Consider the following 22,702-nt stretch of genomic DNA (forward strand, 5'->3'; position numbering starts at 1 on the left):
GTGCGCGGGGTCCAGGAGGACATCGGGAGCGGATCGGCGGCGGCGGTACGGCTCGCCCGGGGGGTGCCCCTGCGGGAGGCGCTCGACCGCGGTGTTCCGGCCGCCTGGACGGCGCTGGACGTGGGTGCCCGACCGAGCCACCGGGGGGCGTACTACCTGCCGGAGTGGGAGCGGTACGGGGCCGGGCGCACGCTGACCACCGCCCTGCACGCCGGCCGGCCTCTCAGTGAGTCGCATCTCGCCCTCGCGCTGTGCCACCGGGACGGCCGGATCCGGGCGGCGGCACTGTGGCGGCTCGGCGGACACCCCGACCTGCTGCCGCTGCTGGTCGTGCGGTGCGCGGACTGGGCGGAACCCGTACGGGAGCAGGCCCGCCTGCTGTTGGGCGAAGTTCTCGACGCCGTGCGGGCCGTGGCCCTGCTGCCCCTGATCCTGCGCGTCGGGCATCGGGGGCGGGGCGCGTTCGCCGTCGGCCTGGCCGGCCGACTGCTGCGCGAGGCGCCCCCCGAGGTCCTCACGGCGCTGTACACCGACTCCGATCGCGCCGTACGGCGGTACGCGTATCGGCTCGCCGTCGAGGAGGGCCGCTTCTCCGCCGGCGAGCTGGCCCGCGTGGCCGCGCGGGAGGACGACGTCGTCGTCCAGAACCTCTGCGCGGACGCCGCCCTGGTCGCCATGCCGGACGCGGAGCCCGACGACGTGCTCCGACCGCTGCTCGCCGCGCGCAACCCGCGGGTCCGTGCCGCCGGGGTGACCGCGTTGCGGCGGGCCGGGCGGCCGGAGCAGGCCACGGAGTTCCTGGCCGACCGGGCGGAGCTCGTGCGGGCCTGCGCACGGTATGTCGTACGGCAGCACGGGGGCGATCCGCTGCCCTGGTACCGGGAGCGGTGCGCGCAGCGGAGCGGTCCCGCCGGGCCCGCCGGTTCCGCTCCGGCGCCCGGCGCCGTCGCCGGGCTCGCGGAGTGCGGGGAGCGCGGTGACGCCGAGGTGCTGTGGTCGCTGGTCCGGCATCCGGCCGCGGGCGTGCGGGCGCGGGCCGTGGCCGGGCTGCGTGTGCTGGACGTGGCCGACGCCCGTCGGCTGTCGCCGATGCTCGACGATCCGGCGCCGGGCGTGGTGCGGGAGGCGACCGCGGCGGTGCTGCCGTCGGCGGAGCTGCTGCCCGGGGAGTGGCTCGTCGAACGGCTCGGCGCCGGGCGCCCCCGGCACGTGCGGATCGCCGCGTTCCGGCTGCTATGGAGCGGGGCGGCGCGGCGGAGCAGCGTGCCCTGACGGCGTTCCGGGACGATCCCGACGAGGAGCTGCGGCGGCGGGCTACCCGGGCCGGGCGCCTCTGACGCCGGGCCGGAACCGCGCCCGGTGCGCGAGACCGGCGTCCGGAGGAGCCTTTGCTCCGCCTAGGCACGTTCGGGGACCGCTCATGGGGGTGGGGCGGTGCACACTGGCAGGGGGACGAGTGCCTGACTGCGGGGTGATGCAGATGCAGAGCCGTTTCCGGAGCGACCGGCAGCTGACCGTGCGGATGACGGTCACGTTGTTCCTGCTCGGACTGTTGTACGTGGCGTTCGTCGCCGCGTTGATCGTGTTGCTGAAGTCATGGGTGCTGGTCGCGGTCGTCGCGGTGGCGATGCTGGGCGCGCAGTACTGGTTCTCCGACCGGGTCGCGCTGTTCGCGATGCGGGGGCGGGTCGTGGAACGCGAGGAGTATCCCGAGCTGCATGCCGTGATCGACCGGCTGTGCGCGATCGCGGACATGCCGAAGCCGGTCGTCGCCGTCTCGGAGATGGGCATGCCGAACGCGTTCGCGACCGGACGCAATCCCGATCACGCGGTGGTCTGCGTGACGACCGGGCTGCTGGGGCGGCTGGAGCCGGCCGAGCTGGAGGGCGTGCTCGCGCACGAGCTGTCGCATGTGGCGCACAAGGACGTGGCGGTGATCACGGTCGCGTCGTTCCTGGGGGTGATCGCGGGGCTGGTCGTGCGGTTCGCGTTCTACTCGCAGGTGTTCGGCGGCGCGCGCAGGGACCAGAACGCCGCGGTCGTCTTCGCGGCCGTGATGGGTGTCTCGGCGGCCGTGTACGCGATCAGTTTCGTGCTCATCCGGGCCCTGTCCCGGTACCGGGAGCTGGCGGCGGACCGGGCGGCGGCGCAGCTGACCGGCCGCCCCTCGGCGCTGGCGTCGGCGCTGACCAAGGTCTCCGGCGACCTGGCCCGTATCCCCACGAAGGACCTGCGGACGGTCCAGGCCTTCAACGCCTTCTACTTCACCCCGGCGCTGGGCGCCGAGCCCGGTGTGGCGGGGCTCTTCTCGACCCACCCCAGCCTGGAACAGCGGCTCGAACAGCTGGGCCGGATCTCCGTCGAGCTGGGCGAGGCGGCCGCTCCGGGCAGGGCGGGCTGATCATGGGGCTGCTGGACATCCTGCTCGGCCGGACCAAGCCGGTCGTGCCCGATCTGGACCGGCTGTTCGCGCTGCCTTCGGCGGCCGTCACGCTGGAGGCGGCGACCGGGTTCACCCCGACCGGGCAGGGTGCCGTGTGCTTCGCGACCGTCGAGGGCTCGGTCTTCGAGCAGACGCACCGCGAGGTGCAGGCGCTCCTCGACGCGGACACCGAGCGCACCGGTCCCCCGGTACGGCTCGTGCGGGACGACTACGGCTACTCCTGGCTGGTCTCGCAGCGCACTCCCGGGCAACTGGCGCTCCTGGTCAACGATCTGCACGCGGTCAACAGCGCGATGGAGGTCAACGGCTTCGGGCCGCAACTGCTGTGCTCCCTCGCCGGTTTCGAGGACCGGCGGGGCGGGACGGAGGGGCCGGACACCCGCCGGCTGGCGCTCGTGTACCTGTACAAGCGGGGTTCGTTCTACCCGTTCGCGCCGCTGCCCGGTCCGGGACAGCGGCGCGACGGGACACTGGAGTTGCAGGTGCAGGCCGCCCTCTCGGGCGACCTGCGGATCGAGCAGGACCTGAGCCGCTGGTTCCCCGTGTGGGGAGCCCCCGGGCTCTAGGCGGACCGGCGGACCTGCGGACCGGATCAGCGGCAGGCGGGCCGGCCGGCGGACCGGCTGACCGGCCGGCCCGCCTGCGGGCGGTCTACCTGCTGCGCTCGCGCTCCTGACGGCGGGACTCCAGGGGACGCTCGCGACGGTAGCGGCGCTCCCACTTGGCCTGCCTGTCGCGGCGGTCGCGGTACGCCTTGTACGACGTCGGGGCGGTTCCCGCGCTCGGCGCGGGCCCGGGCCCGGACGACGAGGACGTGTCGAGCCCGTACCGCACGTACAGGAACAGCAGGCCGGCCGCGGCGAGCCAGTAGAGCGGGTTCCCGAATCCCAGGACCACCAGGACGACGGCCCCGGAGAGTACGACGGTGCCCATGGTGTGCCTCCTTCCTGGGCGAGGACGGGTGACCGAACGTGACGAGGGGGGTGGGGTGACGCCTTCAGCGTAGGGAGTCCGTCACTCAACGTGCACCTCCTTTTCCGCGGCCCTGGAGTCGGGCGAAACGGACTCGACAGGCAATCGACCGCCATGAGGGGTGCCCGGATGAGCAATCTCTTCGTCGTCGCCCATGACGACCTCGCCACCGCCAACCAGGTGCGCGAGAAGCTGTTCGAGCTGTCGAAGCAGCATCTGGTCGAGCTGGAGGACGCGGTGGTCGTCGAGCGGCGCGACGACGGCGGGATCAAGCTGCACCAGGCGGTGAACCACACGGCGGTGGGCGCGGCCGGCGGAGCGGTGTGGGGCGGGGTGATCGGGCTGCTCTTCCTGGCGCCGCTGCTCGGCGCGGCGGTGGGCGCGGCCGCCGGTGCGGCCGGGGGCGCGTTCACGGACACGGGCATCAACGACACCTTCATGAAGGACCTCGGCCAGAACCTGCGCCCGGGCGCCGCGGCCCTGTTCGTCCTGGTGAAGCACGCCGCCGGGGACAAGGTGATCCCGGAGATCGCGCCGTTCGGCGGCCAGTTGGTGCAGACCTCGCTGAGCAAGGCCGAGGAGGACCACCTCCGCGAGGCGATCAAGGCGGCCCGGGCGGAACCCGCCCACGAGTGAACGCGCGACCCGTCCGTGAGTGAATGGGCCCCATGAGCGCACTGTCCCCCTTCACGCACGAGTACGGCGGTGAGCGGCTCAGCGGGGTGCACGGCGGTGGTCCGGGACCGGTCACCGCCGTTCTGCTGCACGGCGCCGGCAACGGCAGCAAGGAGCGGCTCCTGCCGCTGGCCCACGAGTTCACCCGGCACGGCTGCCGCGCCCTCGCCCTCGACTTCTCCGGCCACGGCGAAAGCAGCGGCGCGCTGCGGGAGTCGAGCCTGCGTCGGCGCTTCGAGCAGGCGGTCTCCGTCATCGGCGCCTGCGTCCCGCCCGACGGCCCGCTGGTGCTCGTCGGGTTCAGCATGAGCGGGCAGACGGTGGCCGACCTGGCCGCGTTCTACCGGGACCGGGTGGCCGCTCTCGGGCTGTGCGCGCCCGCGGTGTACGCGGCCCGGGCGTGGGACCTCCCCTTCGGCGAGGGGGACGGGGAGTTCAGCGCGATCATCCGCAGGCCCGGCAGCTGGCGGGAGGCGCCCGCGCTCGACGTGCTGCGCGCGTACGAGGGCCGGGCGGTGCTCGCCGTGCCGGGCACGGACACGGTGATCCCGCCGCAGGTCACCGAGGCGGTCCAGGACGCGCTCGCCACCCGCGCCCGTTACACGAGGTTCGAACTGCCCGCCGCGGGACACCGGCTGGGCCTGTGGTTCCAGGACCACGCCGACGACCGGCGCGCCTTCGTGGCCGCCGTGCTGGCCGGCCCGGACGCACCCGGGTGGACGGCCACCCCTTCCTGACCGGCGTCCGACCGGGTGACGGCGTGCCCGGCGCCTGCCCGCGCGCGAGAAGCCGGGCGGCCCGCGGCCCTCAGACGCCCGGCGCCGCGCTCACCACTCCGGCCGCGACCGCCGCGCCCAGGATCGCGTGGTCGGCGGCGGTCCGGTCGGCGTAGTCCACGGCGAAGTCGGCGACGGCGCGCTCGAAGGTGTCGGCGCCGCCGAGGTAGCCGGCGATGGCGATGCGGTCGCCGGAGCGGGCGTGGGCGCGGGCCAGGGTGGTGCCGCACAGCCGGGCGTACGCCGCGAGCTCGGCCGGGGACATCCCGGCGACGCCGGCGGAGCTCTTCAGGTCGCGCAGCTGACGCCAGTAGAAGGCGCGGCTCTGCGGCCCGGTCATCCAGCCCAGGAAGACGTCCCCGGCGGCCTGGAGGAGCCGTTGCCCGGCGACGACCCGGTGGCCGGGATGGAGATACGGGCCGCTCGGCAGGTGCTCCTCCAGGACGGACGCGCGGGCCTCCTTGATCTGGAGGAACAGCGGGTCGTCGGTGTCGCGCCCGGCGAGCAGCACGATGAAGCACCGGGTGCCGACACTGCCCACGCCGACGGCCTTGCGGGCGGCGTCGACGAAGCGGTAGCGGTCCAGCAGCAGCCGGCGCTCCTCGGTGAGGGTCGAGCGGTAGTCGCTGAAGATCTTGCGCAGGGCGGCGCCGTCGGAGGCGCCGGCGGGTTCGATCAGCGGTGGGTCGTGGATGATGCGGCGGCGGCCGTCGACGACCTCCGTGAGCTTGTCGAGGGACTGCAGGCTGGTGCGGCGGCGGGCGCGGGTGAGACTGCCCCCGGCGCGTGCGCGGCGCCGGGCGGAGCGCAGCAGGGGCAGCAGCTGTCCGGCGTCGACGCGCTCGTACCAGACCGCCAGCTCGTCGAGCCGGGACAGCCGGCGTACGGCGGTGCGGTAGGCGGCCGCGGCCTCCAGGGCGGCGCGGTGCACCCTCGGCTCGGGGTGGCCGTTCTCCCGGGCGGCCACCGCGACGGAGGCGGCGAGCCGTTTGACGTCCCACTCGAAGGGCCCGGGGAACGTCTCGTCGAAGTCGTTGAGGTCGAAGACCAGCCCCCGCTCCGGGGAGGCGTACAGCCCGAAGTTGAGCAGATGGGCGTCGCCGCACAGCTGCACCGTCAGCCCGGTGTGCGGCTGCGCCGCCAGGTCGGCGGCCATGAGGGCGGCGGCGCCGCGCAGGAAGGCGAAGGGCGAGGCGGCCATCCGCCCGTACCGGATCGGCAGCAGCTCGGGGAGCCGGTCCCGGCCCTGCCGCTCCAGCACGGCGACGGGGTCGGGCCGGTCGACGGACGGGAGCCAGAGGGCGTGGGCGGAACGGGCGACGCGCTTGCGGGCGTCCCGGCCGCGCCGGGCACGGTCGGTGGGGGTGGTCATCCGCGTCGCCTTCGCACCACATCCGCCTCCCGGTCCACGGCACTTCCCGGTCCCCTGTTCGCAGTGAAGGCCGGGTGGGGGTCGTCCGCATGCCGGGTACGTCGAACGGGTGACACCCGACGCTCCCGTCGGCCCCGGCGCGCACCCATGGCCCCCGTGCCGTCGGGCGTCACGGCGCTCGGAGGCCGATGGCCGAGGCCGATTGTCAGTGGTGTCGGGAAGGATGGCGGGCAGGGACGAGTGCCGGACGGCGGCTGGACGACGAGGGGTGGAGGCCGGTTATGGGCGACGGGCTGCGGTACATCGGTGTGGCCGAGCGGCGGGCGCGGCTGGCCCTGCGCCACCGCCTCGCCCCGCAGGCGCGGGTCGCGACGCCCGAGGCGGTGGCCGACGCGCTGCTCGCCCTGCACGGCTCGGACCCGGCGACGGTGTACCTGGCGGTCGGCGCCCGCCTCGCCGACCCGGCGGCGACGGCGGCGGAGACCGACCGGGCGCTGTACACGGACCGGACGCTCGTCCGGATGCACGGCATGCGGCACACCGTGTTCGTTTTCCCGACGGAGTCGACGGCGGTCGTGCACGCCTCGACCGGCCTCGCGGTCGCCGCGCGGGAGCGGGCCTCGCTGGTGAAGGACATGGCGAAGGCCGGTGCTCCGGACGCGGCCTGGCTGAAGGAGGTCGAGGAGTCGGCGCTGGCCGCCCTGGGGCGGCTCGGCCAGGCGACCGCGGCCGAGCTGGCCCGCGAGGAGCCGCGTCTGCGGGAGCAGTTCGTGTACGCGGCGGGCAAGCCCTACGAGGGCGTCCACACCGTCGTGACGCGGCTGCTGAGGGTGCTGGGCGTCGAGGGCAAGGTGGTCCGGGGCCGCCCGCTGGGCTCCTGGACGTCGAGCCAGTTCCGCTGGGCCCTCGCTCCCGAGCACGCCGAACTGCCTTTGGAGCAGGCCCAGTCGGAGCTGCTGCGGCACTGGCTGACGGCGTGCGGCCCGGCCACCGAGGCCGATCTGAAGTGGTGGACGGGGTGGAAGGTGACGGACGTCCGCCGCGCGCTGACGGCGATCGGGGCGCGGGCGGTGGCGCTGGACGAGGGGACGGGGTACGTCGTCGAGGACGACGTGGACGCCGTGCCCGCGCCCGAGCCGTGGGCGGCGCTGCTGCCCGGCCTCGACCCGACGGCCATGGGCTGGCAGGGCCGGGACTGGTATCTGGCCCCGGAGCTGCGCCCGGGCCTGTTCGACTACAGCGGGAACGTGGGCCCGACGGTGTGGTGGAACGGCCGGGTGGTGGGGGGTTGGGCCCAGCGGGCCGACGGCGAGATCGTGTGGCGGATCCTGGCCGACGACGGCAGGGGCATGGGCCGCGAGGCCGAGGCGGCGATCGCGGCGGAGGCGGCCCGGTTGGAGTCGTGGCTCGGGGCGACCCGGGTGACCCCGAGGTTCCGCACGCCGGTGGAGAAGGACCTGGTGAAGTGACTCCCGGACACCGTCCGCTCCCGGTCGCGGTGTCCGTCCCCGGTCCCGTCGGCGTCCCGCTCGCCGCCTCCGCCCCGTCGGCCGGACGCCGGCACCGGACGCCGGCACCGGACGCCGACGCCGGGCGCCGTCGGCGGGAACGGCGCCCGGCGCCCGGTTCACCGTGAGTACCGCAGCAGGGCCCGCACCATGTGGCACGTCGTGTCCGACGGCGCGTGAACGCCGATCAGCTCCGCCGTGCTGCGGATCTTCTCGTTGCGGGCCTGGTTCGGCATATACACGCCCAGGTCGAGCAGGGCGATGGCGAGGCGCATGGCCTTCAGGCGACGGTTGTGCGTGACGTACCACTCGCGCGGCCGCCCGGGCGGCAACGGCCGCTTCTCGACGGGCACATAGGGCAGATCCAGCTGGACGGAGCGCTTCGCGGTGGACTGGGTCGGCAACGGCTTCGGCTTCAGTGCGGCAGCGGGCACAGGCATCCTCCTGTCGCGGTCAGGGCCCGGTCCGGAACCTCCGGCGAACCCTCGAACACTGCTTCTATTCTACTGCCCACCACTGACAATCGCCCCTGATCACAAGGGTTTTCGCGGCCTCGGACCGCTACCGTGTGCCGCATGGAGATCTGGATCAACCCCGCCTGTTCCAAGTGCCGCAGCGCCCTCACCCTCCTCGACGCCGAGGGCGCCGACTACACCGTCCGCCGCTATCTGGAGGACGTGCCGAGCGAGGACGAGATCGCGGCCGTGCTCGATCGCCTCGGACTGGAACCCTGGGACATCACCCGCCCCCAGGAGGCCGAGGCGGCGGAGCTCGGCCTGAAGGACTGGGCGCGGGACGCGAGCACCCGCGGCCGCTGGATCACCGCGCTCGCCGCGCACCCCCGGCTCATCCAGCGCCCCATCGTCACGGCGGACGACGGCACCGCCCTGGTGGCCCGCAGCGACGAGGCCGTACGGGACGCGCTGTCGCGCTAGAGGCGCCGGCCGGCCGACGAGCCGTCACATCGCGCGCCGGCACGGACCCTGGCCGGACCGTCGACGATCCGCCCCCGGCGAGGGGGCGGCGCGCCCGGGCACTGCTACCCTCCGCCGCCATGACCTTCGGTGATCAAGGGCCCGGGTCCCCTCCCGGGCAGGGGCGAATACGACGGCGTCGGCGGACCCGGCGTTCGGCGGCCGTCGGGTCCTGCGCGGCCCTCGTCGCCGCCGTCGCCGCGGTCGCCGCCGGCACCGTGCTGAGCGCGGACGAGGAGGACGGCCCCCGGACCGTGTCCGCTCCCCCGGCGACGGCGGCGACGGCGTCCAGGACCGTCCCGGGTCCCGCGGCGGTCCCCTCAGGGGCCGCCGGGCCGCCCTCCCGCTCCGCGAGCGCGCTCGCCTCCCTGCTCGCCCGTCCGGTCGTCCGGCCCGAGCAGGCGTTCCCCTCGACGGGCGTCCGGCTGCAGGACGGCTCCCGGTACGCCCGCGTCGACCTCTCGACCACCGTCGACTGCGCGCGGGGCGTGTCGCCCGGGCTCGCGCGGCTGGCCGGACAGGGCGCGGGGTGCTCCCGGTCGACGGCGGCCCTGTTCACGGACACCGGACGGCGCTCGCAGGTGACGGTCACCGTGCTGAGCTTCGAGCGGGTGGAGGACGCCTGGCGGGTGTTCACGACGGCCTCGGCGGACCCGGTGACGTATCAGGCGTACCCGCTGGATCCGCCTGCGGAGGCCGGCCTGCCGACGGTCCCGCAGAGCGCGGCCGAGGTCTCCCGGCGGGCGGTGACCGTCCGGTCGGTGGTGTTCGCGACCGGACGGCGGGGCGACGCCGACGGGTCCGGCCCGGCCGAACTCGCGGCCCGGACCGAGGGGTTGCTGCAGCGCGCCGACGACACGGTGACGGCGTACGAGGAGGGGCGGAACTGACTCCGGCCCCGCGCCCCGACCCACCCCGACTCGCCTGTGACGCACGCCACTTCGATTGACTCCTGTAACCGCTGAGTCACCTCGTTCGGTATCTCGTACATAGCGGCGTACGCTCCCCTACCCCTCAGGAGGCGCGCATGTCGCGCAGGAGAACTCTCGGCCCGAAGAAGAAGATCGCGCTGCTCGTCAGCGCCGCGGCGGTGGCGGGCGCCGGAGCCTTCGCCATGGCGGCCACGTCGAACGCCTCGCAGGGCCCGGAGAACGCCAGAACGCTGTCCGCCGGGGACTCGACCGTCTGCGCGGGGCTGGCCACGGCTCTCGGCAACAACGAGAAGTTCATCGAGGGCCAGAAGACGAACCCGGACGCGCAGTCGGCGGCCCGGATCGCCAACCGCGAGGCCGTCATCGCGCAGATCAAGGTCCAGCAGCAGGCGTCCGGCTGCGTCGTTGGGGAGTCGGCTCAGGACTCCCAGGCGACCCAGCCCGGCGCCTCCGCTCCCGCGGCTTCGGCTCCGGCCGCCTCCGCGCCGGCGGCCTCCGCCCCGGCCGGGAACGCGGGCAACGCGGGAAACGGCGGCGGTGCCGCCTCCGGCCAGCAGGTCTGCAACGGTTCCACGGTGACGCTCTCCGGCGAGGGCGGTGCCCCGGCCGCGTCGAGTAACCAGTTCCCGGCGGGGACCAAGCTGAAGGTCACCAACCTGGACAACAACAAGTCCACGACCGTCGAGGTGACCTCGGTCTCCGGCAGTTGCGTCCTGCTCAACAACGCGGCCTTCGAACTGGTCCGGGAGCCCGGCAAGTTCCTGATCCGCCGGGCCGTGATCGAGAAGGTGGGGTGAGGCCGGGCCGCCGGTCACCTCGGTGAACCGGCGGCGCCCTCCGTCGCGTCCCGTCAGGGCGCACGGGTCACCGGTCCTGCCGCTCGCGGCCACGAGCGGCAGGACCGGCGCGTTCCGGTCGCGCGGGTGCGGGCCCGCGGGTGTCCGTCCCGGACGGGCCGCCGAACCGCGAAACCGCGGCTCACACCGTGAGCCGCACCACAGAACCACCAGGTAACACGGGGTTCACATTCGAGCAATGATCGGGAAATCGCCTGTTGACAAGCTGCCGGGCAAACAGGCGGCGCCCCAGTGCCGCAGCGCCGCAGCACCCGCACGTGCGTCAGACACACCCCGAAGGAAGTGGCCCGTGACCTTCAAGGCTGAGTACATCTGGATCGACGGCACCCAGCCGACGGCGAAGCTCCGTTCCAAGACGAAGATCATCGCGGGCGAGCCCGCCGGTCTCGACGCGCTGGGGATCTGGGGCTTCGACGGGTCCTCCACGAACCAGGCCGAGGGCCACTCCTCGGACCGTGTCCTCAAGCCGGTCTTCACCTGCCCCGACCCGATCCGCGGCGGCGACGACATCCTCGTCCTGTGCGAGGTCCTCAACATCGACATGACGCCGCACGAGTCCAACACGCGTGCCGCGCTCACCGAGGTCGCCGAGAAGTTCGCCGCGCAGGAGCCGATCTTCGGCATCGAGCAGGAGTACACGTTCTTCCAGGACGGTTACCCGCTCGGCTTCCCCAAGGGCGGCTTCCCGGCCCCGCAGGGCGGCTACTACTGCGGTGTCGGCGCGGACGAGATCTTCGGCCGTGAGGTCGTCGAGGCGCACCTGGAGAACTGCCTCGCCGCCGGTCTCGCGATCTCCGGTATCAACGCCGAGGTCATGCCCGGCCAGTGGGAGTTCCAGGTCGGCCCGGTCTCCCCGCTCGAGGTCTCCGACCACCTGTGGGTGGCCCGCTGGCTGCTCTACCGCACCGCCGAGGACTTCGGCATCGCCGCGACCCTCGACCCCAAGCCGGTCAAGGGCGACTGGAACGGCGCCGGCGCGCACACCAACTTCTCCACGAAGGCGATGCGCGAGGGCTACGATGCGATCATCACCGCGTGCGAGTCGCTCGGTGAGGGCTCGAAGCCGCTCGACCACGTCAAGCACTACGGCGCGGGCATCGACGACCGTCTGACGGGTCTGCACGAGACCGCCCCGTGGAACGAGTACTCCTACGGCGTCTCCAACCGCGGCGCGTCGGTCCGCATCCCGTGGCAGGTCGAGAAGGACGGCAAGGGCTACATCGAGGACCGCCGTCCGAACGCGAACGTCGACCCGTACCTGGTGACGCGTCTGATCGTCGACACCTGCTGCTCGGCGCTGGAGAAGGCCGGCCAGGTCTGATCCGCTCCGCCGCTCTCGTGAAGGGGCGCCCGCCGACTCGGCGGGCGCCCCTTCCGCATATCCTGCGCTCCCATGGCGACGGAGAGAGACCGGGCGGGTTTCGACCGCGCGTACGGCTCGACGGACGTACCCGGGCTGCTGCGGGAGCTGGAGTCCGCCGACGGAGCCGTGCGCGAGCGGGCGATGGACCGGCTGCACTCCCGCCTGTGCTTCCGGGAGGAGATCCGCACCGCGCCCGTGGTGCCGCGTCTGATCCGGCTCGCCCTGCACGGGGCCGGCCTCCGGGCCGACCTGCTCAGGCTGCTGGCGAACCTCGCGAACTGGGCCGGGTACCCGGACGAGCGGCAGCGGGTCCGCCGGGCGGTGGCGGAGGCGATGCCGTCGCTGCTCCCCTTCGCGCGCGACGCCGACCCGGGGGTGCGCGAGTCGGCGGTGCTGCTGATCGCCGCCTGCGGCCGGGAGACCGACCCGGTGCCGGTGCCCCTGCTGCGGGACCGGCTCGCCGAGGAGGACGACCCGCTGGTGCGCGCCCGGGTCGTGACGGCGCTCGGACTGCTCGATCCGGGCGACGGCGCCTGGCGGCGGGGTCTGCTGAGCGACCCGGAGCCCCGGGTCGCGCTCGCCGCCGCCGAGGACCTGCTGCGCACCACCGAACCGCCGCTGCCGCACCCGCTGGTGGACGCCTGCGCGCGGGCCTGCGCGGCCGCGCCCGAGCTGCCCGAGGAACCGGAGACCTCGTTGTGGCCGGGACGCTACCGGCCGTTCACCGAGCGGCTGCTGGAGGACCCGGAGGCCGCGCTGCGCGCCCTCGCCCAGGGGATGCCGCTCGCTTTCGCGATCACCGAGCACTGGCGGGACCGCGAGCCCGACGTGCTGCCGTGGGCGCTGCGCGAGACGGAGGGCGAGCCCTGGCAGCTGTACCGGCTGGCGCAGTTGACCTGCGCGCTGCCGCCGGAACTGCACGCGCGCGTGCGGGAGCGGGTGCTGCCCTACCTCGCCGACGACAGCCCGGCGGTGCGGGCCGGGGCGGTCACCGCGCTGGCCCGGGCGCGCGTACCGGCGGAGGTGGCGGTCGAGGAGGCGCTGCGCGTGCTCGCGGAAGCGCCCGGCGCGTACGACACCGTCCGCGCCGTGCGGGCGGTGACCGGGGAGTTCGGGGCCGCGGCGGCGCCCGTGGCGCGGGCGGTGGCCCGGCGGCCGGGGGACGGTCACGCGGAGTCGGTCAAGGTGCTGACGCGTTATCCCGAGGTGGCGGCGGACGTCGTCGAGGAGCTGGCCGGGCTGCTGACCCGGCACGGCACCGGCTACCCGTCCGTCGCGGTGGCGGTGCTGGCCGGGCTGGGGCGTGCGGCGGGTGACGTGGGCGAACGGGCGCTGCGGACCTGTGTGCGGGAGGGCGTCCACTCCTCGGTCTCGGCGGAGGCCGCGGTGGCGCTCTGGCCGGTCGCCGGGGACCCCGGACCGGCGCTGTCCTTCCTGCGCCGGGAACTGACCGCCTCGGCCTCCTCCTGGGCGACGAACCTCGCGGGCCGGCTCGGCCCCGCCGCCGCACCGCTGCTGCCGCTCGTCGAGCCGCTTCTCGCCCCGCGGATCCCGTCCGGCGCCCGGGCCACCGCCGCGCTGGCCGTCTGGCGCATCACGGGCAGGACCGACGACACCGTGGATCCGCTGGCCCAAGAGGCGCTCGCGTGGCGGAGGTTCTCCCCGGGCCCGCCCCATCCGGTGGTGACCCTCACGGAGATGGGGCTCCTCCCCCGCTTCGCCGTGGAGCCGCTGCGCCGCGGCGCCGAGACGCCGCGGCGGGTCGTGAAGGACCTGCTGTACGGCGACGCCGCGCATCCGGACGACGTGCTGCGGACCGCCGTCCGCACGCTCCTCCGGACGGCACGCGTGCTCGGGTGACGCCGACTTCACGCCAGGAACCGTCCAAGCTGTGAGAGGAGGCTCCTGTTACGGGCAGGTGTCTGCTTCAATGGGCCCATGGCCAGCTTCCAGAAGTGCACCGCTACGGGTCGCCACGACCTCGAGCCCTTCTGGCCTTCCCGTCAGCACCATGACTTCGACCGGGTGTGTTGCCGCGCGATGAACGCGCCGGCCCTCTAAAGCCGTACACCCCGGCCTTCGGCCAGCGCGCACGACGTACGTCCTCGACGAGCCCGACCACGCATCGCGGCCGTCGTCCTCTCCGACGAACTTCTCGCGCGAAAGAGCTGACCTCTCATGGCGAACACCCGTTCCCTCTCCTCCGCTCCCAGCCTCACCGCCGCCACCCCGAACGGCACCGCCCGCCATCGACTGCGGGCCGTCGACCGGGACGAGGTGGTGGACGTCGCCGACTTCCTGCCGCCGGGCGCGACCTGGCTGCCCGCTCCTGCGCACACCCTGCCCACCCTGCCGGGCCAGCCGCCGATGGTCGGCTACCTGGTGCTCGTCCCGGCCGACCGGCAGCCGCCGTTCCTGCCCGTGGCGGTGCCGGACCGGCCGGCGGCCGAGGAGGCCGCCGAGCCCGAGGGCGCCGGGCGTCCGCTCGTCCGGATCGACCCCGTGCAGCGCACGGCGGCCGTGGACGGACAGCAACTCGACCTCACCTACCTGGAGTTCGAGCTGCTCGCGCATCTGGTCGCCCACCCGAACCGGGTGCACACCCGCGACCAGCTCGTCACCACGGTGTGGGGCTACGGGCACGTGGGCGACGGCCGTACGGTCGACGTGCACATCGCCCGGCTGCGCCGCAAGCTGGGCGCGCGGCACCGCCAGTCGATCCAGACGGTGCGCCGGGTCGGCTACAAGTACAACCCGCCGACCGGCCACTGAACCGCTTCCTCTGCCGACGGCAGAGGACGGTTCCCCACCGCGTCCGCAGCGGGCAGAGTCACCGGTATGAGACTTCTGGTGCTGGGTGGGACGGAGTTCGTGGGGCGGGCCGTCGTCGAGGCGGCCCTCGGGCGCGGCTGGGACGTGACGGTCTTCAACCGGGGGCGGCAGGCGTCCGCCCCCGGCACCCGGTCGCTGACCGGTGACCGCACCGCGCCCGGCGGTCTCGACGCGCTGGCCGAGGGCGACTGGGACGCCGTCGTCGACACCTGGTCGGCGGCGCCCCGCGCGGTGCACGAGTCGGCGCGGCTGCTGCGGGGCCGCGTCCGCCGGTACGTGTACGTGTCCAGCTGCTCGGTGTACACCTGGGCCCCGCCCGCCGGGTACGCCGAGGACGCGCCGGTCGTCGAGGGGGCCACGCCGGACGCCGGACAGAGCGACTACGCCCGCGACAAGCGGGGTGGCGAGCTGGCCGTTCTCGACGCCTTCGGCGCGGACGCCTCCGTCCTCGTACGGGCCGGGCTGATCCTCGGCCCGTACGAGAACGTCGGACGGCTGCCCTGGTGGCTGACCCGGATCGCCCGCGGCGGCCCGGTCCTCGCGCCCGGCCCGAGCGGGCTGCCCCTGCAGTACGTGGACGTCCGCGATCTCGCCGAGTGGATCCTCGGCGCGGTCGGGCGGGAGCTGAGCGGGCCGTACAACCTGATCAGCCCGCAGGGCCACGCGACGATGGGCGAGTTGCTGGAGGCGTGCGTGCGGGCCACCGGCTCGAACGCCGAACTTCGGTGGACGGCGCCGGAGATCATCCTCGACGCGGGCATCGAGCCGTGGACCGAACTGCCCGTGTGGGTGCCGCCGGGCACCGACATGCACGACGCCCTGCACGCGGCCGACGTCTCACGGGCGGTGGCGGCGGGGCTGTCCTGCCGTCCCGTCGGGGAGACCGTCGCCGACACCTGGCACTGGCTCACGTCGATCGGCGGCACGGCCCCCCAGCGTCCGGACCGGACCCGCAAGGGTCTCGACCCGGAAGTGGAGGCGAAGGTGCTCGCGGCGGACGCCGACGGGCCCGCCCCCGGAGGTGTACCTGGCACCACCCCCTGACCGGGGGCGTCGGGCCAGTGACCACCGCTCCGCGGCTCGGCCAGACTGATGCCATGAACACCAACACGAAGAGCGGCGACGGCGGTTCGAGGCTGCGGGGGACGGTCCTCGCCGCCGGGCGGGGGCTCGCGCTGGCCGTCGGGTCGCTGCCGCTGAGCATCCTGGGCTTCTGCCTCTCCCTCGTGTCGATGGCGCTGATACCGATCGGCGTCGGGGCCCTCGCCACGCCCTGGGTGGTGAAGGGGGTGCGCGCCTACGCCGGGTGGCGGCGGGCGCTCGCCGAACGGTGGGGCGGGGTGCACATCCCGTCGGCGTACCGGCCGGCCCCCGAGACCGCCAACCCGTTCCGCCTCACCTACGCGCTGCTGCGCGACCCGGCGACCTGGCGGGACCTGCGGTGGCTCCTGGTGGACATGCCGGCCGGGTTCGCGACCGCCCTGCTGCCCGCCGTCCTGTTCTTCTACCCCCTGGAAGGGCTGGCGCTGCCGGCCGGGCTGTGGCGGGCGTACGTCGAGACGTCCGGCGCCGCCTACTGGTACGGATTCGTGCCGGTCACCGACCAGACGTCCGCGTTCGGCGCCGCCGCCCTGGGCGCCGTCCTCCTCGTCGTCGCCCACCGGTACACCGAGAGCGCCCTGCGGGTCCACTTCCTCCTCACCAAGACCCTGCTGACCCCCAGCCAGGCCGAACTGGCGGAGCGGGTACGGGTACTGACGGAGACCCGGCGGGACGCCGTGGACACCTCGGCCGCCGAACTGCGCCGCATCGAGCGGGATCTGCACGACGGCGCCCAGGCCCGGCTGGTGGCGATGGGCATGGATCTCGGCACCGTCGAGATGCTCGTCGACAAGGACCCGGAGAAGGCCAAGGCGCTGCTCGCGCAGGCCCGTCGGTCCTCCGCCGAGGCGCTCTCCGAGCTGCGCGACCTGGTGCGCGGCATCCACCCGCCGGTCCTGGCCGAGCGTGGACTCGGCGACGCCGTGCGGGCGTTGGCCCTGCGGCTGCCGGTCACCACCGAGGTGAACGTCGAGATCGAGGGCGGTCGTGTGGACGCGCCCGTGGAGTCGGCGGCCTACTTCGCGGTGAGCGAGGTGCTCACCAACGCGGTCAAGCACTCCGGCGCCGGCCGGATCTGGGTGGACCTCCACCACGGCTCGGGCCGGCTGCGGATCTCGGTCACCGACGACGGCGATGGCGGCGCGGCGATCGGGGCCGGCTCGGGACTCGCCGGCGTCGAGCGGCGACTGGGTACATTCGACGGCGTCCTGGCCGTCAGCTCTCCCGCCGGCGGTCCCACCATGGTGACCATGGAGATCCCTTGCGTGTTGTCCTAGCCGAGGACCTCTTCCTGCTGCGGGACGGTCTCGTCCGGCTGCTGGAGGCCTACGACTTCGAGATCGCCGCCGCCGTCGAGAGCGGGCCCGAACTGGAGCGGGCGCTCGCCGAACTGGAGCCGGACGTCGCCGTGGTCGACGTCCGGCTCCCGCCCACGCACACCGACGAGGGTCTCCAGTGCGCGCTCCGGGCGCGCCGCAGAAGGCCCGGGCTGCCGGTGCTCGTCCTCTCCCAGCACGTCGAGCAGCTGTACGCGCGCGAGCTGCTCGCCGACGGCACCGGCGGGATCGGCTACCTGCTGAAGGACCGGGTGTTCGACGCGGAACAGTTCGTGGACGCCGTACGGCGGGTCGCCGCCGGCGGCACGGCGATGGACCCGCAGGTGATCCAGCAGCTGCTGGCCCGGCGCTCGGGCGACGGACAGGGGCCCGTGGACCGGCTCACCCCACGCGAGCGGGAGGTGATGGAGCTGATGGCGCAGGGCCGGTCGAACGCGGCGATCGCGGGCAAACTCGTGGTCACCGAGCGGGCGGTCGCCAAGCACACCGCGAACATTTTCGTGAAGCTGGGTTTGGAGGTCTCGGACGACGACAACCGCAGGGTACTGGCGGTGCTGGCCTTTCTGGACCGGGATCGCTGACCCCTACAACTCCTGTGTTTTGTGAGGGTGTTGGGGTTGTTTTGTCGTACGGAACCCTCATCAATTTCTGAGCGGGCTGAACACTGCCGAGGCGACGTGCGTAAAGGAGGGGGCAGCTTCAGCTTCACTCCTGTCGGGCGCCTCGATGCTGCCCCGCAAGGAAGTCAGAGGAGTTCCATGGGACGCAACATACGTAAACGCCGTTCGTCGATGGCCACGAAGGCCGTGGCAGCATCGGCGGCCCTAGCGCTCGGCGGGGGCGGGCTGATCTGGGCGAACTTCTACGCTTCGGCGCACGAGTCGAACTCGGGCCAGAACTCGACCAAGGCCGCCACGGCGGCCGCCCAGGTCGCCACCATCTCCTGCCCGGATGTGGGGCAGAAGCTGACGAACGTACCCAACGGTGCGAAACAGGGCGTCGCGACCGAGCTGGCCAACCTCGACAAGCAGATCACCGAGGCCTACACCCGGCTCGCCTCCACGCGCCGGGCCCAGACGAACGACGCCAGCTTCGTGCAGAACGCGATCACCGGCCCCCTCAAGGAGAAGCGCGCCGCCACGATCGACCGGATCCGGATCAACATCCAGCGTTCCGGCGGTCAGTTCAACAGCGCGCTGAGCCAGTTGGCGGCCTGCACCACGCAGTCGGCGAACACCAACGCCGGCCAGGCGGGCAACGGCCAGAACAACGGCGGCCAGCAGAACACCGGCGGTCAGCAGAACAACAACGGCGGCCAGCAGAACAACGGTGGCCAGCAGAACAACGGCAATGCCGGTCAGGCGCAGAACGGCCAGGGCGGCAACGGCCCGGTCGCCGCGGACTTCGTCGACATCACGAAGGTCCAGGCCAACGCGCAGCTGGGCGTCGGCGCGAACGGCCTCAAGGCCAACGGCAACGGCGGCTCCCGGGGCACCTTCACCTCGAGCTGCGGTACCAACGGCAACGACAACCACAACACGGACAACGTGATCGTCGCCCCCGGTGTCACCAACGGCGCGCACCACCTGCACGACTACGTCGGCAACCAGAACAACGACGCGTTCGCGAGCGACCAGGAGCTGGCGGGAGCCGGCACCAGCTGCCAGAACCAGGGCGACAAGTCCTCGTACTTCTGGCCGGTGCTGCGGGTCCAGGACGGCTCGCAGGACTTCGACCAGAACAACGACGGCGGTGGCAAGGAAGGCAACGTCGGCAAGATCCTCCAGCCCGCCCAGGCGCAGATCAAGTTCGTCGGCAACAAGCGGGGCAAGGTCGTCGCGATGCCGACCGCCCTGCGCATCATCACCGGTGACGCCAAGGCCTTCGTCAACGGCAACGCCAACGCGAACGTGAACTGGAGCTGCACCGGCTTCGAGAACAAGGTGCAGCTGGAGACGCAGTACCCGATCTGCCCGCAGGGCAGCCAGGTGGTGCGGACGACCAACTTCCAGAGCTGCTGGGACGGTCAGAACATCGACAGCGCCAACCACCGCACGCACGTGGCCTTCGTCCAGGCGGACGGCACCTGCGCCAACGGCTTCAAGGCGATCCCCCAGCTCCAGGTCCGGCTGGTCTACAACGTTCCGGCCCCGAAGCTCCAGAACGGGACGGTCGTCCAGCCGTACGCGGTGGACAGCTTCCCGGAGAACCTGCACAAGCCGATCACCGACCACAACGACTTCATCAACTTCTTCTCGACGAACCTGATGAACAAGATGGTCAACTGCATCAACACCGGCAAGAGGTGCAAGTGACCCGCTGAGCGGGCCACCCGGTAGAACCGCCCGACAGAACCACCCGGCGGAACCGGACGGCAGGACCGGACGGTGAAGCCGACGAGAAGGCCGGCGGTGAGGATTCCTCACCGCCGGCCTTCTGGTGTGCCCCGGGGCGCGCGGGGCGCGCGACGGGCGCGAGTCCGGTCAGTGACCGGAGTGCGAAGCGCCCTCGGACGGCTCGCCCGACCCGTGCGCGGAGTGGTCCGTGCCCTCCTCGATGTCGCCGCCGAGCGTCTCCCGCAGCGCCGTGACGGTGCTGGTCTCCTCACCCACGGCCACCCACTTGCGGCCGACCAGGTAGTGGCCGCCGTAGTCCTTGGCGCCGTTGATCCACTCGCGCTGACCGCGGTCGGTGGCGAAGGTGAGCAGGATGAACTTGCCGTCGTCGTTCTTGCAGAGGGCCTGACGGAGCTCGTCGGCGTCGGTCTGCATGTCGGGCGTGCACTTCACCTCGGACGCCAGGTGCTCCAGGCTGCCGGTCGCCGTCACCGGGACGGTCTCCTCGGCCCCGTCGGAACCGCAGCCCGTCAGCACCAGCGCCGCCGCGGCGGCGGCCACCGCGAGCATCGGTCGGGTCATCTTCATCCGTTCCTCCCTGCAAGAGCCTCGCCCTGGATACGGCTCCCACGCGCGGTGCGCTCAAAATACCCGGGCCCGGTGGGGACACCCGTGCGAGAGTGTTCCGGTGAACCACGACTGGGAAGATCGCGTGACCGCCGCCTGGGCCGCCTTCGACGCGTACCCGCAGGAGCGGGCGGCCGAGTTCCGGGCCGTGATCGACAAGCTGGTCGCCGAACTCCCCGCGGACAGTCCGCTGGGCCCGTTCGAGCGGGCCTGCGCCTGGGACTCGACCGGCCACTCGGACCGGGCCGTCCCGCTGTACCGGGACGCGCTCGCGCGCGGGCTCGGCGAGCTGAGCGGCTACAAGGCGAGACGAGCCAAGATCCAACTCGCCAGCTCCCTCCGCAACATCGGACAGGCGGAGGAGGGCGTCGCGCTGCTCACCCCCGAACTGGACGCCTCTTCGGACGAGTTGGACGACGCCGTACGCGGCTGTCTGGCCCTGTGCCTGTCGAGCCTCGGCCGCGACCGCGAGGGCCTGTCCCTGGTGCTCGGCGCCCTGGCCCCCCATCTGCCGCGCTACCAGCGGTCGATGGCCGACTACGCGAAGGAACTCCTGGAGGGCTGACCGCCCGGGGTGACCATCCACCGGCTCGCTCGTTCTGCTGGACGTGCAGTCACAGGATGTCGCCCCGCGCCCCGCACCCGGATCCACCGCCGACCGGACCGTCGACGTCGAGCAGGCCGAGGCCGCGCTCGTCGAGCACTACCCGCGGCTCGTCCGGCTCGCCTACCTGGTGCTTCCCCCCGGCCTCGGCCGCGGCCGGCGCGTCCTGACCGCCCACGCCCTCGCCCAGCGCGCCCTGCCGCGCGGCAGCGCCTCGACCCCCGTCATCCCGGCCCAGAACGGGGGCGCGGGGGACGGCCGCGACGGCGACCCGGGGTACGCCTACATCCGCCGCCAGGTGGTGCGCACGGCGCTGGAGGCGGGGCTGCCGCTGAGGCTCTGGGCCCGGCCCAGGCGCGCACAGTTCCCGCCGCTGCTCCCCCAGGTGTGGGGCCTGCGGCTGTTCCCGCGCTCCGGCGGCGCCGACGAACTCGCCCTGGACCAGCGTCTGGCCACCCTGTCGGGTCCGGCCCGGGCCGCCTACGTGCTGCGCGGTCTGGAGCGGCTGACCGACGACGACGTCCGCGAGGTGCTGACCGGGGCCGGCGTCCCGGACGCCGGGGTGACGGCGGCCCTGCGCGCGGCCGGCCGGATCCCCGCCGCCCAGTACGCGCTGCTCGACTCCCCCGAGTTCGACGCCTGCTCGCTCCAGGCCCGGCCCACCGATCTGATGCGCCGCCGCCGGCACACCAGGGCCGCGCTGGCCGCCGCGGCCGCGCTCGCCGTGTGCGGCACCCTGGTCGCGCTGCCCGGCGGCGGCTGGGGACCCGACGGCGCGGCGGCCCCGCCGTACGCGCAGAACCCGGCCGCCGAGGCCGCTCTCGACCCCGGGCGGCTGGTGAAGGTGTCCCCAGCCGCCTGGAAGACCTCCGCGCGCACGGACTTCTCCGTCTGGCCCGCGCGCGGCCCCCTCACCCGGGACAGCGCGCTGCTGCGCCGCGCCCTCGCCGTCTGGGCCCGCCCCGGGAAGGCCGTGCGCGTCTCGGCCACCCCGGACACCCCGCTCGGCGGCCCCGCGGGTCCGCCCCAGCTCCTGTACGCGGGCGAGGTCGACAACGCGCGCGTGGCGATCCTCTACGACGGCCTGCGCATCGCCCGCTACGCCGAGCCGAAGGACGGCACCGCCGGGGCGGCCCTCGACTTCGCCCGGGTCGACGGCGCGACCGGCACCGAGGCGGGCGCGCTGGTGCTGGGCCGGGCGGACGGCAACGTGCGCTATCTGACGGCGCCCTGGGTGACGAAGGCCGGCGAGCGGGACCTGTCGAAGCCGGGCGCCGGGGTGATGGACCTGACGCTGACCGACGGGATCACCTCGCCGCTGGCCAGCCCGGCCACTCACACCGGCACGTGCACGACCTGGAACGTGCTCCAGCTGACGGACGCCTCCGGCACTCAGCTCCTCAGCGACCTCGGCGAACTCGTCCCCGCCCGCCTGACCGCGGGGCGCCCGTCGGCTCCCCGGGCGGCGAGCGGCGCGGCGGCGCTGCGGACCTGGGCGCCGTTCGCCTGCTCGCTGGCCGACGCCCGCGGACAGGGCGTGCGGACGGTCAACGCCTGGGGCTACACCCGGCAGCAGCTGCCCGACGCGAGCGGGGCGGCGACCTGGGTGTGCACGCGGGCCGAGACCTGGCGGGGCGACGGCAGCCGGGTGCTGGCCCAGTTCCACACGCCGGGCGGGCTGTTCGGGGCGGCCGTGGCGAAGGCCGGGGACGTGCCGGCGTGCGGGCCGCGCGATCCGCATGTGCTCGCCGGGGTGCTGTGGAAGTCGAAGGGCGGCGACTGGTATCTCCTCGCGGCCGGCGACAAGGCGACGGCGTCCATCCGGGCGACGGGCGGGGTGACCGGGTCCGGCCAGGGCAACCTGCTGGCGGTGCCGACGAAACAGGGCGCGCAGGCCGGCCTGGAGGGCCGGCTGAAGGACGGGCGGGCGATCAGCGGACTGCGCTGACCCGGCCGGGGGTCCGGCCGGACCCGCCGGGCGGACGAGCCGGGT

22 protein-coding genes are annotated in these 22,702 nt (G+C 73.7%); 18 read left to right on the forward strand and 4 right to left on the reverse strand.

Going from position 1 to position 22,702, the window contains the following annotated elements; all coding sequences use genetic code 11:
- The 3 genes from J2X68_RS00510 to J2X68_RS00520 all read left to right on the forward strand — a co-directional run bounded on the left by J2X68_RS00510 (position 1) and on the right by J2X68_RS00520 (position 3,009).
- Complete coding sequence (locus J2X68_RS00510; RefSeq protein WP_310430379.1) at positions 1-1,272, forward strand: hypothetical protein; 1,272 nt, start codon at positions 1-3, stop codon at positions 1,270-1,272.
- A gap of 208 nt (positions 1,273-1,480) precedes the next feature.
- Positions 1,481-2,401, forward strand: coding sequence for a zinc metalloprotease HtpX (htpX, locus tag J2X68_RS00515; protein WP_310430380.1), 921 nt, complete (start codon positions 1,481-1,483; stop codon positions 2,399-2,401).
- Positions 2,402-2,403: 2 nt separating this feature from the next.
- Positions 2,404-3,009 carry a PspA-associated protein PspAB gene (locus tag J2X68_RS00520; RefSeq protein ID WP_310430381.1) on the forward strand — a complete coding sequence of 202 codons (606 nt, stop codon included), beginning with the start codon at positions 2,404-2,406 and terminating at the stop codon, positions 3,007-3,009.
- An 85-nt stretch (positions 3,010-3,094) separates the two neighbouring features.
- Here J2X68_RS00520 and J2X68_RS00525 read toward each other — a convergent pair whose 3' ends face one another.
- A complete protein-coding gene (locus tag J2X68_RS00525; protein ID WP_310430382.1) occupies positions 3,095-3,376 on the reverse strand; it encodes a hypothetical protein in 282 nt (93 codons plus the stop codon).
- Between the two features lie 168 nt (positions 3,377-3,544).
- On the opposite strand from J2X68_RS00525, the gene J2X68_RS00530 reads away from it, so the two are divergent.
- Together J2X68_RS00530 and J2X68_RS00535 are read left to right on the forward strand one after the other, a co-directional pair.
- Complete coding sequence (locus J2X68_RS00530; RefSeq protein WP_310430383.1) at positions 3,545-4,051, forward strand: DUF1269 domain-containing protein; 507 nt, start codon at positions 3,545-3,547, stop codon at positions 4,049-4,051.
- A 32-nt stretch (positions 4,052-4,083) separates the two neighbouring features.
- Positions 4,084-4,827, forward strand: a complete 744-nt coding sequence (locus tag J2X68_RS00535; RefSeq protein WP_310430384.1) for an alpha/beta fold hydrolase — start codon at positions 4,084-4,086, stop codon at positions 4,825-4,827.
- Positions 4,828-4,897: 70 nt separating this feature from the next.
- On the opposite strand, the gene J2X68_RS00540 is transcribed toward J2X68_RS00535, so the two are convergent.
- Positions 4,898-6,238, reverse strand: coding sequence for a DUF2252 domain-containing protein (locus J2X68_RS00540; protein WP_310430385.1), 1,341 nt, complete (start codon positions 6,236-6,238; stop codon positions 4,898-4,900).
- Between the two features lie 281 nt (positions 6,239-6,519).
- Here J2X68_RS00540 and J2X68_RS00545 point away from each other — a divergent pair, with 281 nt between their 5' ends.
- Entirely contained in the window at positions 6,520-7,707 is a 1,188-nt protein-coding gene (locus J2X68_RS00545; protein WP_310430386.1) for a winged helix DNA-binding domain-containing protein, read from the forward strand.
- Positions 7,708-7,865: 158 nt separating this feature from the next.
- Here the strand turns inward: J2X68_RS00545 and J2X68_RS00550 are convergent, their stop codons facing one another.
- Positions 7,866-8,180 carry a hypothetical protein gene (locus J2X68_RS00550; protein ID WP_189917020.1) on the reverse strand — a complete coding sequence of 105 codons (315 nt, stop codon included), beginning with the start codon at positions 8,178-8,180 and terminating at the stop codon, positions 7,866-7,868.
- Positions 8,181-8,321: 141 nt separating this feature from the next.
- On the opposite strand from J2X68_RS00550, the gene J2X68_RS00555 reads away from it, so the two are divergent.
- From J2X68_RS00555 to J2X68_RS00600, 10 genes are all read left to right on the forward strand, one after another.
- A complete protein-coding gene (locus tag J2X68_RS00555; RefSeq protein ID WP_310430387.1) occupies positions 8,322-8,681 on the forward strand; it encodes an arsenate reductase family protein in 360 nt (119 codons plus the stop codon).
- 119 nt (positions 8,682-8,800) lie between these two features.
- Positions 8,801-9,610: a hypothetical protein gene (locus J2X68_RS00560; RefSeq protein ID WP_310430388.1), complete on the forward strand. Its 810-nt coding sequence runs from the start codon at positions 8,801-8,803 to the stop codon at positions 9,608-9,610.
- A 137-nt stretch (positions 9,611-9,747) separates the two neighbouring features.
- Positions 9,748-10,449, forward strand: a complete 702-nt coding sequence (locus tag J2X68_RS00565) for a hypothetical protein (RefSeq protein ID WP_310430389.1) — start codon at positions 9,748-9,750, stop codon at positions 10,447-10,449.
- A 349-nt stretch (positions 10,450-10,798) separates the two neighbouring features.
- The gene (glnII, locus tag J2X68_RS00570) at positions 10,799-11,830 is read left to right on the forward strand and encodes a glutamine synthetase (RefSeq protein WP_310430390.1); all 1,032 of its coding nucleotides are present in this window, start codon (positions 10,799-10,801) and stop codon (positions 11,828-11,830) included.
- 72 nt (positions 11,831-11,902) lie between these two features.
- Complete coding sequence (locus J2X68_RS00575; RefSeq protein WP_310430391.1) at positions 11,903-13,732, forward strand: HEAT repeat domain-containing protein; 1,830 nt, start codon at positions 11,903-11,905, stop codon at positions 13,730-13,732.
- 318 nt (positions 13,733-14,050) lie between these two features.
- Positions 14,051-14,644 carry a winged helix-turn-helix domain-containing protein gene (locus J2X68_RS00580; protein ID WP_310430392.1) on the forward strand — a complete coding sequence of 198 codons (594 nt, stop codon included), beginning with the start codon at positions 14,051-14,053 and terminating at the stop codon, positions 14,642-14,644.
- Between the two features lie 66 nt (positions 14,645-14,710).
- Positions 14,711-15,748 carry an SDR family oxidoreductase gene (locus tag J2X68_RS00585; RefSeq protein ID WP_310430393.1) on the forward strand — a complete coding sequence of 346 codons (1,038 nt, stop codon included), beginning with the start codon at positions 14,711-14,713 and terminating at the stop codon, positions 15,746-15,748.
- Positions 15,749-15,801: 53 nt separating this feature from the next.
- Positions 15,802-17,082, forward strand: coding sequence for a sensor domain-containing protein (locus tag J2X68_RS00590; protein ID WP_310430394.1), 1,281 nt, complete (start codon positions 15,802-15,804; stop codon positions 17,080-17,082).
- A complete protein-coding gene (locus tag J2X68_RS00595) occupies positions 17,067-17,723 on the forward strand; it encodes a response regulator transcription factor (protein WP_310430395.1) in 657 nt (218 codons plus the stop codon). Before J2X68_RS00590 ends, J2X68_RS00595 begins: the two co-directional genes overlap by 16 nt.
- Before the next feature lie 177 nt (positions 17,724-17,900).
- A complete protein-coding gene (locus J2X68_RS00600) occupies positions 17,901-19,457 on the forward strand; it encodes a DUF1996 domain-containing protein (protein ID WP_310430396.1) in 1,557 nt (518 codons plus the stop codon).
- Between the two features lie 168 nt (positions 19,458-19,625).
- On the opposite strand, the gene J2X68_RS00605 is transcribed toward J2X68_RS00600, so the two are convergent.
- Positions 19,626-20,066, reverse strand: coding sequence for a hypothetical protein (locus J2X68_RS00605; protein WP_310430397.1), 441 nt, complete (start codon positions 20,064-20,066; stop codon positions 19,626-19,628).
- 100 nt (positions 20,067-20,166) lie between these two features.
- On the opposite strand from J2X68_RS00605, the gene J2X68_RS00610 reads away from it, so the two are divergent.
- Positions 20,167-20,670 (forward strand): tetratricopeptide repeat protein, encoded by a 504-nt coding sequence (locus tag J2X68_RS00610; protein WP_310430398.1) that lies wholly within the window; start codon positions 20,167-20,169, stop codon positions 20,668-20,670.
- 43 nt (positions 20,671-20,713) lie between these two features.
- On the forward strand, positions 20,714-22,657 hold the full coding sequence (locus J2X68_RS00615; protein WP_310430399.1) for a hypothetical protein: 1,944 nt from the start codon (positions 20,714-20,716) through the stop codon (positions 22,655-22,657).
- The last annotated feature ends 45 nt before the right edge of the window (positions 22,658-22,702 follow it).

Source organism: Streptomyces sp. 3330, assembly GCF_031456635.1.
GTDB lineage: Bacteria > Actinomycetota > Actinomycetes > Streptomycetales > Streptomycetaceae > Streptomyces.